The 16362-nt window shown below is 34.8% G+C and carries 16 protein-coding genes; all 16 read left to right on the top strand.

Annotated elements, in window-relative coordinates; translation table 11 throughout:
- Window positions 1-496 precede the first annotated feature (496 nt).
- The 16 genes from veg to BUB12_RS12020 all read left to right on the top strand — a co-directional run bounded on the left by veg (window position 497) and on the right by BUB12_RS12020 (window position 16331).
- Window positions 497-763, top strand: coding sequence for a biofilm formation stimulator Veg (gene veg, locus BUB12_RS12095; RefSeq protein WP_072891180.1), 267 nt, complete (start codon window positions 497-499; stop codon window positions 761-763).
- Between the two features lie 80 nt (window positions 764-843).
- Complete coding sequence (locus BUB12_RS12090) at window positions 844-1203, top strand: SCP2 sterol-binding domain-containing protein (RefSeq protein ID WP_072891179.1); 360 nt, start codon at window positions 844-846, stop codon at window positions 1201-1203.
- Window positions 1204-1310: 107 nt separating this feature from the next.
- Window positions 1311-1487 carry a small, acid-soluble spore protein, alpha/beta type gene (locus tag BUB12_RS12085; RefSeq protein ID WP_072891178.1) on the top strand — a complete coding sequence of 59 codons (177 nt, stop codon included), beginning with the start codon at window positions 1311-1313 and terminating at the stop codon, window positions 1485-1487.
- 161 nt (window positions 1488-1648) lie between these two features.
- Window positions 1649-2500 carry a 4-(cytidine 5'-diphospho)-2-C-methyl-D-erythritol kinase gene (gene ispE, locus BUB12_RS12080; protein WP_072891177.1) on the top strand — a complete coding sequence of 284 codons (852 nt, stop codon included), beginning with the start codon at window positions 1649-1651 and terminating at the stop codon, window positions 2498-2500.
- Window positions 2501-2567: 67 nt separating this feature from the next.
- On the top strand, window positions 2568-3386 hold the full coding sequence (gene purR / locus BUB12_RS12075; protein ID WP_072891176.1) for a pur operon repressor: 819 nt from the start codon (window positions 2568-2570) through the stop codon (window positions 3384-3386).
- Between the two features lie 197 nt (window positions 3387-3583).
- Window positions 3584-3874: a septation regulator SpoVG gene (gene spoVG, locus BUB12_RS12070; RefSeq protein ID WP_072891175.1), complete on the top strand. Its 291-nt coding sequence runs from the start codon at window positions 3584-3586 to the stop codon at window positions 3872-3874.
- A 292-nt stretch (window positions 3875-4166) separates the two neighbouring features.
- Entirely contained in the window at window positions 4167-5546 is a 1380-nt protein-coding gene (gene glmU, locus BUB12_RS12065) for a bifunctional UDP-N-acetylglucosamine diphosphorylase/glucosamine-1-phosphate N-acetyltransferase GlmU (protein ID WP_072891174.1), read from the top strand.
- Window positions 5547-5561: 15 nt separating this feature from the next.
- Complete coding sequence (locus BUB12_RS12060; RefSeq protein WP_072891173.1) at window positions 5562-6512, top strand: ribose-phosphate diphosphokinase; 951 nt, start codon at window positions 5562-5564, stop codon at window positions 6510-6512.
- 196 nt (window positions 6513-6708) lie between these two features.
- A complete protein-coding gene (locus BUB12_RS12055) occupies window positions 6709-7362 on the top strand; it encodes a 50S ribosomal protein L25/general stress protein Ctc (RefSeq protein ID WP_327196147.1) in 654 nt (217 codons plus the stop codon).
- Window positions 7363-7481: 119 nt separating this feature from the next.
- Window positions 7482-8045 (top strand): aminoacyl-tRNA hydrolase, encoded by a 564-nt coding sequence (pth, locus tag BUB12_RS12050; RefSeq protein ID WP_072891171.1) that lies wholly within the window; start codon window positions 7482-7484, stop codon window positions 8043-8045.
- A 107-nt stretch (window positions 8046-8152) separates the two neighbouring features.
- Window positions 8153-8383, top strand: a complete 231-nt coding sequence (locus BUB12_RS12045; RefSeq protein WP_072891170.1) for an anti-sigma-F factor Fin — start codon at window positions 8153-8155, stop codon at window positions 8381-8383.
- Between the two features lie 118 nt (window positions 8384-8501).
- Entirely contained in the window at window positions 8502-12020 is a 3519-nt protein-coding gene (gene mfd / locus BUB12_RS12040; protein ID WP_072891169.1) for a transcription-repair coupling factor, read from the top strand.
- A 294-nt stretch (window positions 12021-12314) separates the two neighbouring features.
- Complete coding sequence (gene spoVT, locus BUB12_RS12035; RefSeq protein WP_072891168.1) at window positions 12315-12851, top strand: stage V sporulation protein T; 537 nt, start codon at window positions 12315-12317, stop codon at window positions 12849-12851.
- A 187-nt stretch (window positions 12852-13038) separates the two neighbouring features.
- The gene (locus BUB12_RS12030; protein ID WP_072891167.1) at window positions 13039-14631 is read left to right on the top strand and encodes a putative polysaccharide biosynthesis protein; all 1593 of its coding nucleotides are present in this window, start codon (window positions 13039-13041) and stop codon (window positions 14629-14631) included.
- On the top strand, window positions 14618-16063 hold the full coding sequence (yabN, locus tag BUB12_RS12025; protein ID WP_143155632.1) for a bifunctional methyltransferase/pyrophosphohydrolase YabN: 1446 nt from the start codon (window positions 14618-14620) through the stop codon (window positions 16061-16063). The genes BUB12_RS12030 and yabN overlap by 14 nt, the downstream gene beginning before the upstream one ends.
- A 4-nt stretch (window positions 16064-16067) precedes the next feature.
- Window positions 16068-16331, top strand: a complete 264-nt coding sequence (locus tag BUB12_RS12020; RefSeq protein ID WP_072891165.1) for an RNA-binding S4 domain-containing protein — start codon at window positions 16068-16070, stop codon at window positions 16329-16331.
- Window positions 16332-16362 lie beyond the last annotated feature (31 nt).

The following is a 16362-nucleotide window of genomic DNA, read 5'->3' as shown; positions in this document are numbered from 1 at the left end:
TCGCACTTATACCCTTGTGGTGAAAGTCAACATCGACTCCGATATAAAGGAAGGCCGACTAAAAGCGGACTTTGCGTCCAACGTCGGCATACCCCAATGAGGGGGCATGTTTCCTTTAACTCCTTGAAAATGCATTTACATTTGCATTTTCTGCGTGCGATGATTTGCTGCCGTAGCATTCCTTGTCCTACGGGGAATGTTCGATTAAAACCATGGCTTTGCGCGATAACATCTAACCACCTGGCATGGCCATGCGCAAATATTTTCGGTGGGGCGAGTAATCGCAGTCCCAGTCCGTACGTCGCAAATCGGGCGCTCTGCGTTTTTCTTAATAATATAGAAATAACATACATATTTTGTTAACATTTTGAAACAATATAAACAATACTTTAATTTAGTAGTTGACATCAAAAAACATATCTTGTTATAATATAAGATTTAATTTGACTGCTAAACAAGCATATGTTATAATGGAAACACAGTGAGGTGGAGTTTAGTGGCTAAAACATTAATCGAAATTAAGCAAGGTCTTGAAGGTCAAGTAGGAAAACGGTTGAAATTACGAGCGAATGGTGGGAGAAGGAAGACAATTGAGCGTTGTGGTATTCTAGCAGAAACGTATCCTTCTGTATTCATTGTTGAATTAGATCAAGACGAAAATGCTTTCGAACGAGTCTCTTACAGTTATGCTGACGTGCTAACTGAGACTGTTGAATTAAACTTCTTAGATGAACGGACAAAAGCACTATTAATGGAACAGTAAACGAAAAAGTTTGCTGTTCTATTTTTTTCTGTTACAATATTTTTTGATAATTAAAAAATATCGCATAAAGGGATGAGAAAATGAGTACTATAACCAATGGTAATTTAAAAGAGATTTGGGAATTAATTGAATCAAAATTAGAAATCAATCAAGAACCCTATCAAGAACTGAAGGCAGTATATGAATTTCAATTAACTGATCATGAAGGTGAAGTTTATCAGTTAGAATTTGAAAATAGTGGAGTTAATATACATACTCAATCAGAGAAGGTTGCTGATTGTACGTTAAAGATGAAGGAGAAATACTTTAGAAAGTTTTTGCTTGGAGATTTAAATAGTACAACTGCATTTATGACTGGCAAGCTGAAAGTGGACGGTAATATCGGAATGGCACTTAAACTAGAAGGTCTGTTGAAGAAGTATAATTTTACAGAAGAATAACATATAAAATTTCCCATTTTTGTACACTTTTAACTCGGTTTATTTCACCTGTCATGGAAAAACTATAAATGTCGTAAGAAGTTTTAACAGAAGGGGGTTGTTCTTTCATGGGTAGAGGCATTATGTCTGACCAAATGAAAGAAGAAATTGCAAAAGAGTTAGGCTTTTACGACACGGTTAAACAAGAAGGATGGGGCGGCATAAAGGCAAGGGATGCCGGGAACATGGTCAAGCGAGCAATTGAAATAGCCGAGCAAAGTATGCAAAATGGCGGCAAATCCTAGGACGAGGATTTGCCGTTTTTTAATGTTGAACTCACTCCAGTTCCTCTTTATCAGTCGATTCCATAATTTTATTATGATACAATTTGCTTATTAGAAAATTAGTGTAGGTGGAATGGTAAGAATAAGATTATGATATTGCCAAGATAAAGAAGGTGACGGAAATGACTCATTTTGAGAAAGCTCCGGCTAAAATCAACCTCTCCCTCGATGTACTGAGTAAACGAACTGATGGTGAGTATAATGTTGAGATGATTATGACCAGTATAGATTTAGCCGATCGGATAGAGCTAACAACATTAGAAGAAGATCGAATAATCGTATCGCTTTGGAGTAGATATGTCCCAAATGATGAAAGGAATTTAGCATATAAAGCTGCGTCGATATTAAAGGAAAAATACAATCTAAATAAAGGAATTCATATCAAGATTGATAAATGTATTCCGGTTTCAGCGGGTTTAGGTGGAGGTAGTACAGATGCAGCAGCAGTTCTAAGAGGACTTAATAAGATATGGGATTTAAATATATCGATGGAAGAACTAGCAGTAATAGGAGCAGAAATTGATTCGGATGTACCATATTGTATTTATAGTTCCACTGCTATTGCAAAAGGTAGAGGGGAAATTATTGAACCATTACCTTCGCCTCCATCAAGTTGGGTAGTATTGGCTAAACCAAATATAGGCGTATCCACAAAAGCAATTTTTAAACAAGTTGATTTAGATTCTCTTTCACATCCTAATACAGAAGAAGTAATTGATGCTTTACATGAACAAGACTTTGAAAAACTATGTAGTAATATAGGAAACTCATTAGAAGATATTACAACTTCTCTACATCCAGAAGTTAACCGTATTAAAGAAAAAATGACTTTATCTGGCGCTGAGGGTGTATTAATGAGTGGGAGTGGTCCAACCGTATATGGATTAGTTAAACAAGAAAGCAAAGCGCAGCGAATCTACAATAGCATGAAAGGTTTTTGTTCTGATGTTCATATTGTTCGTATTCTTGGATAATTTCTTGCCTAAAAACGTATAATAATGGTATATTAATATTTAATTATTCGGTTTTGGAGTGTGAGAAATGAAAAGAAGCCAGCGTTTAGTCTCATTAACTAATTTTTTTATTGAGAATCCAAGAGTTCATCGCAATCTGCCATACTTTGCTGAAAAGTATAATGCTGCTAAAGCGTCCATGAGTGAGGATTTAGATATTATTGATAATATGTTTCAACTGGAGGGAATCGGTTATTTAAAGCGTGTTGCAGGATCAGCTGGTGGAGTAATGTTCATACCTGAATCTTCAGATGATAACGGAATTTCCTTTATTAATGATTTATGTAAGAATTTAGAAGATCCAGCCAGGATATTACCTGGAGGATATTTGTATATGAGTGATTTACTAGGAGAACCCAAAACGATAAGAGATATTGGCCGTATTTTCGCTTCGAGGTTCTCTAATCTGGATATTGATGTTGTCGTAACTGTTGCAACTAAAGGAATACCTCTAGCTTATGCAGTAGCATCTTTTTTGAATGTACCGGTAGTGATTGTAAGACGAGATCCAAAAGTAACAGAAGGTTCTTCAGTAAGTATAAATTATGTTTCTGGTTCATCGAGAAAAATCCAAACAATGGTTTTACCGAAGCGTAGTTTAAAAGAAGGCTCCAATGTATGTATTGTTGATGACTTTATGAAAGCCGGTGGTACAATCAATGGAATTGTGAGTCTACTAGGTGAATTTAATGCTAACGTAAAAGCAATCGGGGTATTAGCAGAAGCAGATGACGAAGAAGAAGAACGTGTAGTAGAAGACTATTTATCACTCGTGAAGATTTCTGATGTCGATATAAAGGAAAAACAAATCCAGGTTATACCAGGTAACTTTGTTAAATATTTTTAGCGCTATTAATTGAATGATCGGAATATAACACCCAAACAAATCGTATTATTATTCCCTTTTTTTACGAAACTAACTGTAAAATTAAGGAATAATAATATTTTTTTGTAAATAATAAATTTTTTTCAATTTTAAGCAGGAATTCTGACTTCTTTGTAGAATTATCTAAATAAGTTAAACTGTAAAGGTGGTGAATCAGCATGGAAGTAACTGACGTAAGATTACGCCGTGTAAATACGGATGGTAGAATGCGCGCTATCGCATCTATTACGTTAGATCAGGAATTCGTTGTTCATGATATCCGAGTAATTGACGGAAACAATGGACTATTTGTGGCAATGCCATCAAAACGTACTCCTGATGGTGAATTCAGAGATATCGCACATCCGATTAATTCTAATACTCGTTCAAAAATTCAGGATGCCGTATTGGAAGAATATCGCCGTGCAGGTGAAGCAGAAGTGGAATACGAAGAAGCTGGTGCTTCCTAATTTTTGTAAACCTTTACAACGAGAGGTCAAATCTTCTAAGGATTGGCCTTCTTTTTTTTGGACAAACCCCAAATAATCCCCGTATCACCTAACTTGCAATTCTAATCACCAGATTTGTTGAAATCAACTCCCATTTAAGATATATTCATATTGGATAAAGTGAATCTCTTTAGTGTTTTAAAATAACCTATTAAGATGATTTACTTGAATTTGCACGATTGAATCATGTTTACAAATTGTTTTTAAAAGCAATGCTTAGTAGCATGATAATTAGAATGGAGGTTTTCCTCAAATGACAAAACGTTTTGCAGTTATTCTAGCAGCTGGGCAAGGCACTAGAATGAAATCTAAATTATATAAAGTTTTACACCCAGTTTTAGGTCGTCCAATGGTTCAACATGTTTTAGAACAAGTCAATGCTAGTGAGATTGATCAAGTGGTAACCGTGGTAGGGCATGGTGCAGAGAAAGTAAAAGAATACATTGGTGATGGTAGCGAATTTGTCCTTCAAAGTGAACAACTTGGTACTGGGCATGCAGTAATTCAAGCTGAAGCATTACTAAAAGATAAAGATGGGATTACTATTGTAGTTTGTGGTGACACCCCGTTAATAAAAAAAGAGACTTATCAAGCCCTTTTTGAACATCATGAAAAGTCAGGAGCTACTGCAACAATCTTAACTGCTGTTGCACCAAATCCAACAGGGTATGGTCGTGTGATTAGAAATGAACAACAAGAAGTAGAGCGTATTGTAGAACATAAAGACGCTAATGAACAAGAACTAAAGGTAAATGAAATAAACACTGGAACATATTGTTTTGATAATAGAGCGTTGTTTGAAGCGTTACAAGAAGTATCTAATGATAATGCACAAGGTGAATATTATTTACCAGATGTTATAGAAATCTTGAAAAATAAAGAAATGAAAGTTAGCGCTTATCAAACTCCGGATTTTGATGAAACATTAGGAGTAAATGATCGTGTAGCACTTTCTCAAGCTGAAAGAATTATGAAAAGACGGATTAATGAAGGACATATGAGAAACGGGGTAACCATCATAGATCCGGATAATACGTATATTCAACCAGATGTAGTAATTGAGCAAGATGTGGTGATTCACCCTGGTTCTGTTATCAAAGGACAATCAGTAATTAAGGAAAATGCTGTCATTGGACCTCATACAGAAATTACAAACTGTACTGTTGGAGAAGATACTGTAATTAAACAAAGTGTTGCAACGGATAGTTACATTGGCCAACGGGTGAACATTGGCCCTTATGCTCATATAAGGCCAGAGGCTTCAATTGGCAATGAGGTTAAAATAGGCAACTTTGTAGAAATTAAAAAGACCAAAATTGACAAAAATAGTAAAGTTTCTCATTTAAGTTACATTGGAGATGCAGAAGTGGGGAGCAATGTTAACGTTGGTTGTGGTACAATAACAGTGAATTATGATGGGAAAAATAAATATTTAACTAAAATTGAAGATGATGCCTTTATTGGATGTAACTCCAACTTAATTGCGCCTGTAACCGTAGGAAAAGGTTCCTATGTTGCTGCAGGGTCTACGATTACAAAAGATATACCGGATGATGCATTATCAGTAGCTCGTGCGAGACAAACGAATAAAGAAGGATACGCTTCAAAGCTTAAAAACAGATTAAAGGATTAACGGAGGTTTTTGTTCATGTCACACTATAAAGATTCAACATTGAAGGTATTAACACTTAATTCCAACCGTGGACTAGCTGAAGAAATAGCTAGTCATATTGGGACAACCCTAGGGAAATGTACTGTAAGTTCTTTTAGTGATGGAGAAATTCAAATCAATATTGAGGAAAGTGTTCGTGGCTGTGATGTTTACGTAGTACAGTCCACAAGTACTCCAGTGAACCAACATATTATGGAGCTATTAATTATGATTGATGCATTAAAACGTGCATCTGCTAGATCTATTAATATCGTTATGCCGTATTATGGGTATGCTCGTCAAGATAGAAAATCTCGTTCAAGAGAACCAATTACAGCTAAATTAATTGCGAACCTATTAGAAACTGCTGGTGCGAATCGTGTCATTACTTTAGACCTTCATGCTCCACAAATTCAAGGATTCTTTGATGTACCAATCGATCACTTACAAGGTGTTCCAATTTTATCGGATTATTTTGAGGCGAAAAACATCGAGGATTTGATTATCGTATCACCTGATCATGGTGGTGTGACTAGAACACGTAAAATGGCTGATCGATTAAAAGCACCAATTGGTATTATTGATAAAAGAAGACCTAAACCAAATGTTGCAGAAGTTATGAATATTGTAGGAAATATTGAAGGAAAAACGGCAATCCTAATCGACGATATTATTGATACAGCTGGTACTATCACATTAGCTGCCAATGCATTAATTGAAAATGGTGCGAAGGAAGTGTATGCATGTTGTACACATCCAGTATTATCTGGGCCAGCAATTGAGCGTATTGAAAACTCTCAAATTAAAGAATTAGTCATTACGAACTCTATCCCTCTACCAGAGGAAAAAAACACTGAGAAAATCACTCAACTATCTGTTGCACCTTTAATCGGTGAAGCAATTATTCGTGTGCATGAACTACAATCAGTAAGTATATTATTTGATTAATTGTTTAGAATAGTCTACATTGGGGAATATACTAATTAGGGCAAAATTGATTATAATTGCGTAATGCGCCTGGGCTAGAATTCTATAGTGAATGACCAGAAGCGTTCATATTGGCGCTAAATATTAGTATCTTTTTACATTACTATACGAGAAGGTTTGTTAACACAGACTTGGATGCTTCTAGTTTTCAAATATAATGGAGGATGATGAAATCATGTCAGTTACATTGAAAGCAATTAAAAGAGAAGACCATGCAAGATCAACAACAAGAAACCTCAGAGAAAGCGGACAAGTTCCCGCAGTAGTTTATGGTAAGGACAAAGAAACAAAATCAATTGCTGTAAATAGTATTGAATTAGTAAAAACAGTGCGAGATGAAGGTAGAAATGCCATTATTTCCTTAGACATTGACAGTGGTAATTCTGTTGATGTTATGTTGCATGACTATCAAATGGATGACATTAAAGATGAGTTATTACATGCTGATTTCTACATAGTAAATATGGGAGAAGCTATGGATGTTGATGTTTCCATAAGGCTTGATGGAGATGCTCCAGGAGTAAAAGATGGGGGAATTATGCAACAAGCATTGTACGAAGCAAAACTACGTGTGAAACCTAATGCAATACCGGAAGAAATCGTATTGGACGTATCTAATATGACAATGGGTGATATCATAATAGTTGCTGACCTACCTAAATCATCGGAATATGAGATCCTAGAGGATGATGATACTACTGTTGCTACTATTTTGGCTCCAAGAACAGATGATGATGTTGAAGGTATTGAAAATGAAAATGCTGAACCAGAATTAGTGGGCGAGGTACAAAAGGATAAGAATGAAGAATAATTAATTTAAAATAAAGAGTAACTCCCTCCGTAAGGAATTTTAACTATTCCATCCTTATTGGAGGGATTATTCTTATTTCTAGTGATATGACATAAACTAAATATAAAGGAAGACATTCGATGAAATGTATTGTTGGTTTAGGAAATCCTGGTAGGAAATATGCAAAAACAAGACATAATATAGGATTTATGGTTATCGATGAGCTTTTGGATCGACATAACTGGGGACCATTGAAGAAAGATAAATTCAATGGAAAACATACTGTAGAATTTTATCAAGGGGAAAAAGTAATTCTCCTTCAACCCCAAACGTATATGAATCTTTCAGGCGAATCGATTCGACCATTAATTGAATTTTATAATATAGACCCAGAAGATGTTCTGATTATTTATGATGAACTAGATTTACCAAGTGGGAAAATTAGATTAAGGCAAAAAGGTGGACATGGTGGACATAATGGGATTCGCTCGGTTATAGATCATTTAGGAATGAAAGAATTTAAACGAATCCGAATTGGCGTAGGAAGACCGACAACACCAATGCCGATTGTCGATTATGTGCTTGGTACTTTTCCAAAATCAGAGAAGCCATTAATTAATGATAGTATACAAAAAGCAGCCGATGCTTGTGAACAATGGTTAGAAAAGCCATTTTTAGAAGTGATGAATGAATTTAATGCATAGTACCTGCATAGATTACAATAATACTTAAAATAAGACAAAGAGTATAAATTTATGCTTTTCGGATAAACTTTTATATATCTGAGGTTTATTCGAGGAGGGTTTTTCCTATGTCTATCATTTACAAATGTAGGCATTGTGGCCATATTCTTGGTCAAATAGATGAAAAAATTATTGATACTTCCATTTTAGGATGGAATAAATTATCAAATGAGGATAAAAAAGAGATGATTCAATATCAATCAGATGGTGATGTTCACATTCAAACAATCTGTGAGAACTGTGAAGATGTACTTGGGCAACACCCAGAATATCATGAATTAGATAATTTTATACAATAGAATAATTAAGAAGCTTTGGTTCATCAACCAAGGCGTTTTTGTGTTTATTTAGAAAAAACGCTGTATTGAAAAGCCATGCATTTACGAAGGTGTTAAGCATCAATTGGGGGTTATTTAAGTGAAAGGTTTAAATCAATACTTACAATCGAGTGAAGATATTCAGTCCATCTTAAATGGAATATCAAATGGAATGCAAGAACAATTAATTGCTGGCTTATCTGGGTCTGCAAGAAGCCTACTAGTTTCCTTGACAGAAGAATCTACTAACCGTCCCTTGCTATTAGTTACATATCAACTGGTGCAAGCACAAACGTTGTATGATGATTTAGTAAATTTAATGGGTGAAGAGCATGTTCATTTGTATCCAGTAAATGAATTGATTGCTTCTGAAATTGCAATTGCTAGTCCAGAACTAAGAAGTCAACGTATAGAAGCATTGATGGAATGGACAAAAAATAAAACAGGAATACTTATTGCACCAATCGCAGCAGTTAAACGAATCTTGCCCCCGAAAGACTATTGGAGTAAATATCAGTTACCATTTAATGTTGGCGATGAAATCTCCATTGATAGCTATTTAGCATTGTTAGTGGACATGGGGTATGAACGGGTTTCTATGGTTACGACACCCGGTGAATTCAGTGTTCGAGGTGGAATTATTGATATTTATCCAGTGACAGAACCTCATCCAATACGAATTGAATTATTTGATGTGGAGATTGACTCCATTCGATACTTTGATGCAGAAACACAACGTTCATTAGATAAACTACAACAAGTTGAAGTAGGGCCAGCAACGGAGCTATTATTAACGAATTCTGATTTTTTATCTGGTGCTCAAAGATTAGAGTCGGCACTTGCTAAGTCATTAAAAAAGCTAAAGAAATCTGAAGCCAAAGAGATTCTAGTAGGAGAGATTGAACGTGATATATCACGATTAAAAGATTTTGAGCATTTTCCAGAGATGTATAAATATATTGGCTTTTTCTATGATCAACCTGCTAGTTTGTTAGACTATCTTCCAGAAAATGGATTGGTCATTTTAGATGAAATGAGTAGAATTCAAGAAACTGCAACCAATTTGGATATGGAAGAGGCTGAGTGGTATAGTAGCCTTCTAGAAGGAAACAAAGCAGTAGCTGACAGCAATTTTTCCTTTGATTGGAATTCTGTATGGAAAAGAATGGATGGTCAACGTCTCTATTTTTCAGTATTTTTGAGGCATATACCAAATACTCAACCACAAAATATTGTGAATCTCTCTGCAAGGGCAATGCAGGAGTTTCATGGACAAATGCATTTATTCAAAAATGAGCTCACGCGATGGAAGAAAAGTGATTTTTCAGTAGTTGTTTTTGCACCAAATAATAAGCGTGCAGAAAAAATTCAGTCGATTTTAGATGATTATGACATCGAAGCAGATTTAACGAATCAGCTAGAACTTCCAGTTGAAAAACCAACAGTTGTAGTTGGTAACTTAAATAATGGTATTGAAATGCCGATGCATAAAGTAGTTTTAATAACAGAAAATGAACTATTTAAAAAGAAAAGTAAACGACCACGAAAGAAACAAAAGATATCAAATGCTGAACGTATAAAGAACTATCAGGAATTAAAAATTGGTGACTATGTTGTCCATGCAAATCATGGAATTGGTCGTTACCTTGGAATAGAAACGTTAGAAGTGAATAATAAACATAAAGACTATATGTTAATTAAGTACTCAGGTGATGATAAACTTTTTGTTCCAATTGAACAGCTTGATTTAGTTCAGAAATTTGTGGCATCAGAAGGGAAAGAGCCGAAACTTTATAAATTAGGTGGCAGTGAATGGACGAAAGTGAAACGAAAAGTTCAATCGTCTGTTGAAGACATAGCTGATGACCTAATTAAGTTATATGCAGAGCGTGAATCTCGAAAAGGATATGCATTCTCTCCTGATGGTGAGTTACAACGAGAATTTGATACATCATTTCCATATCAAGAAACAGAAGATCAGCTTCGTTGTATAGAAGAAATTAAAGCTGATATGGAGAAAGAACGTCCAATGGATCGTCTCCTTTGTGGTGATGTTGGTTATGGGAAGACCGAAGTTGCGATACGTGCTGCATTCAAAGCAGTTGCGGACGGAAAACAAGTAGCTATTCTTGTTCCTACCACTATTTTAGCTCAACAACATTATGAAACCGTAAGAGAAAGGTTTCAAGAATATCCAATTAATATAGGTTTATTAAGCCGATTTAGAACAGCTAAGCAGCAAAAAGAAACCATTCAAGGATTAAAACGAGGCTTGGTTGATGTTGTTATTGGGACTCATCGTATACTATCTAAAGATATAGAGTATAAAGATTTAGGGTTATTAATTGTTGATGAAGAACAACGATTTGGTGTTAAACATAAAGAAAAAATAAAACAATTAAAATCAAATATTGATGTATTAACATTAACCGCAACTCCTATTCCACGTACTTTACATATGTCGATGTTAGGGGTTCGAGACTTATCTGTTATTGAAACTCCACCTGAAAACCGTTTTCCTATTCAAACTTATGTAGCAGAATATAATCCAATTTTAATTAGGGAAGCGATAGAAAGGGAAATGGCACGTGGTGGGCAAATCTTCTTCTTATATAATCGAGTGGAAAATATCGATAAAATAGCTCGTGATATCGGAATGCTTGTGGACGATGCAAAAATTGCAATTGCTCATGGACAAATGAATGAATCAGAATTAGAAAATGTCATGTTTGGTTTCCTTGAAGGTGAATATGACGTATTAGTAAGTACAACAATTATTGAGACGGGTGTAGATATACCAAATGTGAATACATTAATTGTTTATGATGCTGACCGAATGGGATTAAGCCAACTCTATCAGTTACGTGGTCGAGTGGGACGTTCTAATCGTGTAGCCTATGCTTATTTCACCTATCAAAAAGACAAAGTGCTAACAGAAGTTGCTGAAAAACGGTTAGAGGCAATTAAGGAATTCACTGAATTGGGTTCTGGATTTAAAATAGCGATGCGTGATTTATCCATCCGAGGTGCTGGAAACTTACTTGGTGCTCAACAACATGGCTTTATTGATTCTGTTGGTTTTGATATGTACAATCAAATGTTAACAGAAGCTATTGAAGCACGTAAGGCAGGTAAAGAAATAGAAGAAATTCAGCCATTTGAGCCAGAGCTTACATTATCAATTGATGCTTATATCCCTGACACATATATTGATGATGAGAAACAGAAAATTGATATGTATAAACAATTCCAAACTATTTTATCACAAGAGGATATTGAGTCATTAAGAGATGAGTTAATTGATAGGTTTGGTGATTATCCAGAAGAAGTAGAGCATCTGTTTATTGTGTCCGATTTGAAACGGGTGGCTAAAAAAGAAAAAGTGGAGAGTGTTCATGAGAAGAATAATAAGATTGAATTGTTGTTAACAGAAGAACGTAGTCAAGAGATTGATGGGGCTAAACTATTTGAACTCGCTAATGAATACGGACGTAGTATTTTGTTAGGGACAGAACAATCAAAATTAAAAATTACGTATCGACCGGAAAGAAACAAAATTCATGAGCGATATGAGGTTATTAAAAGCTTTATCGAACAACTTGAAAAAGTAAATCGTTAGTTTACAAATCCCTACTTATTCTATTTTGGAAAGGTAGGGATTTTTCTTTAGGATAATCATGGGTTTTATGTATAGTTATGCTACTATGATTTATACTATTAGAACACAACTGGTGTTTTTTACCCATAAAGAAAGGATAAGGAAAGAAAAGCAATAGTTGTGTTAATACTTAAAAGAAGGTTTTTGAAACAATAAAAAACCGAAAACTCTTTCACCATTAGTGTGACAAAATAGGCTAAGCTTCAGACAGATAAAAGCTCCAAAAATCATCATAGAAAGTGAGGCTTCATACGAATGAAGGCAACAGGAATTGTAAGACGGATTGATGATTTAGGTAGAGTAGTCATCCCGAAAGAAATTCGACGAACATTACGTATACGTGAAGGAGATCCATTAGAAATATTTATTGACAGAGAAGGCGAAGTGATTTTAAAGAAATACTCTCCAATCAATGAACTAGGAAACTTTGCAACCGAATATGCGCAAGCGTTGTTTGACTCTCTAAATTATCCAGTATTAATATGTGACCGTGATGAAATTATCGCAGTAGCTGGAGAATCGAAAAAGGATTACTTAAATCAAAATATTGGTAAACAGTTAGAAAAGGCAATCGAAGGCCGGACCTTAGTTATGGAAACTGAATCATCCAAAGTGGAGATTTTAGAAGGAAAAGAAGAAGAAGTAAATTCGCTTTGTATAAGTCCTATTATTGCTAATGGAGATCCAATAGGTTGTGTCATCATGTTTTCTAAAGATGGAGAGAAGCTTAGTAATGTTGAACAAAAATCAATTGAAACAGCAGCAAGCTTTTTAGCAAAGCAAATGGAATAAAAACTCAAATGGAGCGGGCAAAATTAGTACAAGATGCTAATCTTTGCCCATTTTTGGTTTATATGTAAAAAAGGTGATAGTGGATTTTAAGCTTCACTTCAAACTAGAATCCCCTAATACCTAAAGCGATAATCTAGAATCGGTGTGCTATAATAGGAAAAGATTACTGGCAAGTGAGGAATTTTTTATGGAATCTAATAAAATAATTAAAGGAGCATTAATCCTGACTATCGCCGGTTTAATTAGTAAGATTTTAAGTGCCGGATACCGCATACCTTTACAGAACTTAACAGGTGATATGGGATTTTATGTTTACCAACAAGTGTACCCTCTATTAGGTATAGCTTTTGTATTCGCTTTATATGGTTTTCCTTCGGCTATATCAAAAATAGTAGCTGAAAAAGATAAAGGGAATAAGAATTTACGTGAATTTTACTTCCCCTTATTAGCGATCATGTTACTAATAAATGGTACTATTTTTATTTTTTTATATCTTAATGCAGAATCTATTGCGATTTGGATAGGAGATAGTAATTTAATTCATGCTTATCAAACGGCAGCTTTCCTATTTTTGTTAATTCCATTTACTTCCATGCTACGAGGCTTTTTTCAAGGCAATAATTATATACAACCAACTGCATATTCCCAGGTGGGAGAACAGTTATTTCGCGTCATTATTATCATTGCTTCTGCTTTGGTAGTTACAGTACAAGGAAAAGATATTTATGCTGTAGGACAAGCAGCTGGTGTCGCTTCGATTATAGGAGCAGGAATAGCCATTATTATTTTACTAATTTTTGTGTGGAAATTTCACACAAAGCAAAATACGAGTTCGTTAGCTTTAGCTCCAGTTCCCTGGGGGTATTATGCAAAAACAATTCTAGTATTTGGACTTATTGCTTCATTAAATCATATGATATTGCTGGTCATACAATTTGCAGATACATTTACGTTGGTCCCGAGTCTCATAGAATATGGCCTTTCTAAACTAGATTCGATGGAAACAAAAGGTGTTTTTGATAGAGGACAACCATTAATTCAGTTAGGAACTGTATTAGGTTCATCTTTTGCACTTGCATTAATTCCATCAATCTCTCAAGATAAGTTTCAGCGTGATCCAAAAAATGTCTATAAACATGTGACAAGTGCTGTTTCACTCAGTTTCTATTTAGCAATTGGGGCAACAATAGGTTTAATAACCTTGTTTCCACTAGTAAATATACTACTATTTCAAGATACGAGTGGAACATCGACATTACAAATTTTAGTATTAGCAATTTTACTTTGTTCAATTTCCATAACGGGTGCTTCCATATTACAAGGGTTAGGTTTTATGAAGCGAACAGCGTTTTTTATCGTAGCAGCATTTTTTGTTAAATGGGTGAGTAATCAATTACTTGTTCCAATATTCGGAATTAACGGTAGTGCATTCGCAACAATCCTTAGTTTATTTATGTTATGTTTTCTTGTGCTTTGGGCGTTACACCGCAAATTACCTGAATTAAAAATATGGAAAAAGATTAATTGGAAAGCATTTCTTATAGCAAGTTTTAGTATGTTCCTTTATCTCATTGTTTTATTAGGAATTGGACCAGACTATGAAGCGATATCTCGCTTTGGTTTATTTCTCTATGTACTTATTCTCGTATTTGGTGGAGGCATGATTTATTTAATTTTACTTATTCGTTTTCATGCCTTTTCATCAAAAGAACTAGCAATGCTACCATTTGCCTCTAAATTACAGGCATTTTCGAAGGAGGGTATTCATAATGACAATTGAAATAATTGGATTAGGTGCTGGTGATATAAGCCAATTAACGATAGGTGTCTATCAAAAGCTAAAAAATCATCAAGCTCCTGTTTTTGTACGAACACTAGATCACCCTGTAGTAAGGGATTTACAAAAAGAACAAATACAATTTATCTCTTTTGATAAACTGTATGAACAAGAGAATGAATTTGCTGATGTATATGATCAAATCGTTAAGGAACTTCTGGAAGAAGCAAAACATGAAAATGTACTTTATGCTGTTCCTGGACATCCAATGTTAGCAGAGAAAACTGTTCAACTCTTATTAAATCAAGATGAAGTAGAGGTTTCTATTATTGGTGGTCAGAGCTATTTAGATGATTTATTTACAGCTGTAAAAATGGACCCAATTGAAGGATTCCAGTTTGTGGATGCAACCAGTTTTAATAGAAGCCAATTGGATTACCGGAAACACATTATTTTTTCCCAAGTATATGATCGTTATATTGCCTCAGAAGTAAAACTACAGTTGCTTGAGGATTTACCAGCGGACTATGAAATATCCATTGTAGAAGCAGCTGGTAGTGTAGAAGAGAAAATTATAAAATTACCATTGGAAGAATTAGATCATTCCATGGAAGTTAGCAATCTAACGAGTGTCTATGTACCACCAGCAAAAGAACAGCACCTCTCACATACATTTACTCGTTTACGTGAAGTGATAGCAACCCTACGAGGGCCAAATGGCTGTCCTTGGGATCAAGCTCAAACACATGAAACACTAAGAGAATATGCAATTGAAGAAGTATATGAGTTAATTGATGCAATTGATGAAGAAGATGATGAGGGAATCGTAGAAGAACTTGGCGATGTCCTACTACAAGTGATGTTACATAGCCAAATTGGGGAAGATAATGGATATTTTACTGTTGATGATGTTATCAAATCAATTACAGAAAAGATGATTTATCGACACCCTCATGTATTCTCGGATACACAAGTAGATTCAGTGGCAGAAGTTTATAAAAATTGGGATGCATTGAAGAAAGAGGAAAAAGGCGACCAACGACAATCGGTATTAGATGGTGTGCCTAATCATTTACCATCCTTATCAAAGGCCTATAAATTACAGAAAAAAGCAGCAAAAGTAGGTTTTGATTGGGATGATGTAGAAGATATATGGAATAAGTTAGAAGAAGAAATCAAAGAAGTAAAAGAAGCTATATCTTTAAAAGATGATATAGAGATAGAAAAAGAATTTGGTGACGTGTTATTTGTATTGGCTAACTTATCTAGATATTATAAAGTCAATCCAGAAGTAGCATTGAATCAAACGAACCAGAAATTTCAATCTCGCTTTACTTATATTGAAGAAAAGCTACAAGAAGAAGGCAAGGATATTACAAAAACATCGTTAGAAGAGATGGACTATTACTGGGATCAAGCAAAGGAAAGAGAGTGAGAAAATGAGATTAGATAAGTTTCTAAAAATTTCAAGGTTAATAAAACGCCGTACATTAGCTAAAGAGGTAGCAGACCAAGGAAGAATAACAATTAATGGCAACCAAGCTAAAGCATCTTCAACAGTAGCTGTTGGAGATGAACTAGTTATTAAATTTGGACAAAAGCTTGTGACAGTTGAGGTAACTTCATTAAAAGAAGTGGTACGAAAAGAAGAAGCAGGACTTTTATATAAAGTAGTAAAAGAAGAAAAAATAATGGACAACTAGTTCTATACTTGTCCCTCCTTTCATAAAGTAT

The organism is Ornithinibacillus halophilus (assembly GCF_900129485.1).
Lineage (GTDB): Bacteria > Bacillota > Bacilli > Bacillales > Amphibacillaceae > Ornithinibacillus > Ornithinibacillus halophilus.
Note: the sequence above shows the minus strand (reverse complement) of the source record. Positions and strands in the feature narration are given on the sequence as shown.

What these genes read in the sequence shown, in the direction of transcription:
- BUB12_RS12090 (WP_072891179.1), top strand. Translation starts at nt 844, where the DNA reads ATGAGTACTATAACCAATGGTAATTTAAAAGAGATTTGGGAATTAATT.
- BUB12_RS12085 (WP_072891178.1), top strand. Translation starts at nt 1,311, where the DNA reads ATGGGTAGAGGCATTATGTCTGACCAAATGAAAGAAGAAATTGCAAAA.
- ispE (WP_072891177.1), top strand. Translation starts at nt 1,649, where the DNA reads ATGACTCATTTTGAGAAAGCTCCGGCTAAAATCAACCTCTCCCTCGAT.
- purR (WP_072891176.1), top strand. Translation starts at nt 2,568, where the DNA reads ATGAAAAGAAGCCAGCGTTTAGTCTCATTAACTAATTTTTTTATTGAG.
- spoVG (WP_072891175.1), top strand. Translation starts at nt 3,584, where the DNA reads ATGGAAGTAACTGACGTAAGATTACGCCGTGTAAATACGGATGGTAGA.
- glmU (WP_072891174.1), top strand. Translation starts at nt 4,167, where the DNA reads ATGACAAAACGTTTTGCAGTTATTCTAGCAGCTGGGCAAGGCACTAGA.
- BUB12_RS12060 (WP_072891173.1), top strand. Translation starts at nt 5,562, where the DNA reads ATGTCACACTATAAAGATTCAACATTGAAGGTATTAACACTTAATTCC.
- BUB12_RS12055 (WP_327196147.1), top strand. Translation starts at nt 6,709, where the DNA reads ATGGAGGATGATGAAATCATGTCAGTTACATTGAAAGCAATTAAAAGA.
- pth (WP_072891171.1), top strand. Translation starts at nt 7,482, where the DNA reads ATGAAATGTATTGTTGGTTTAGGAAATCCTGGTAGGAAATATGCAAAA.
- BUB12_RS12045 (WP_072891170.1), top strand. Translation starts at nt 8,153, where the DNA reads ATGTCTATCATTTACAAATGTAGGCATTGTGGCCATATTCTTGGTCAA.
- spoVT (WP_072891168.1), top strand. Translation starts at nt 12,315, where the DNA reads ATGAAGGCAACAGGAATTGTAAGACGGATTGATGATTTAGGTAGAGTA.
- BUB12_RS12030 (WP_072891167.1), top strand. Translation starts at nt 13,039, where the DNA reads ATGGAATCTAATAAAATAATTAAAGGAGCATTAATCCTGACTATCGCC.
- BUB12_RS12020 (WP_072891165.1), top strand. Translation starts at nt 16,068, where the DNA reads ATGAGATTAGATAAGTTTCTAAAAATTTCAAGGTTAATAAAACGCCGT.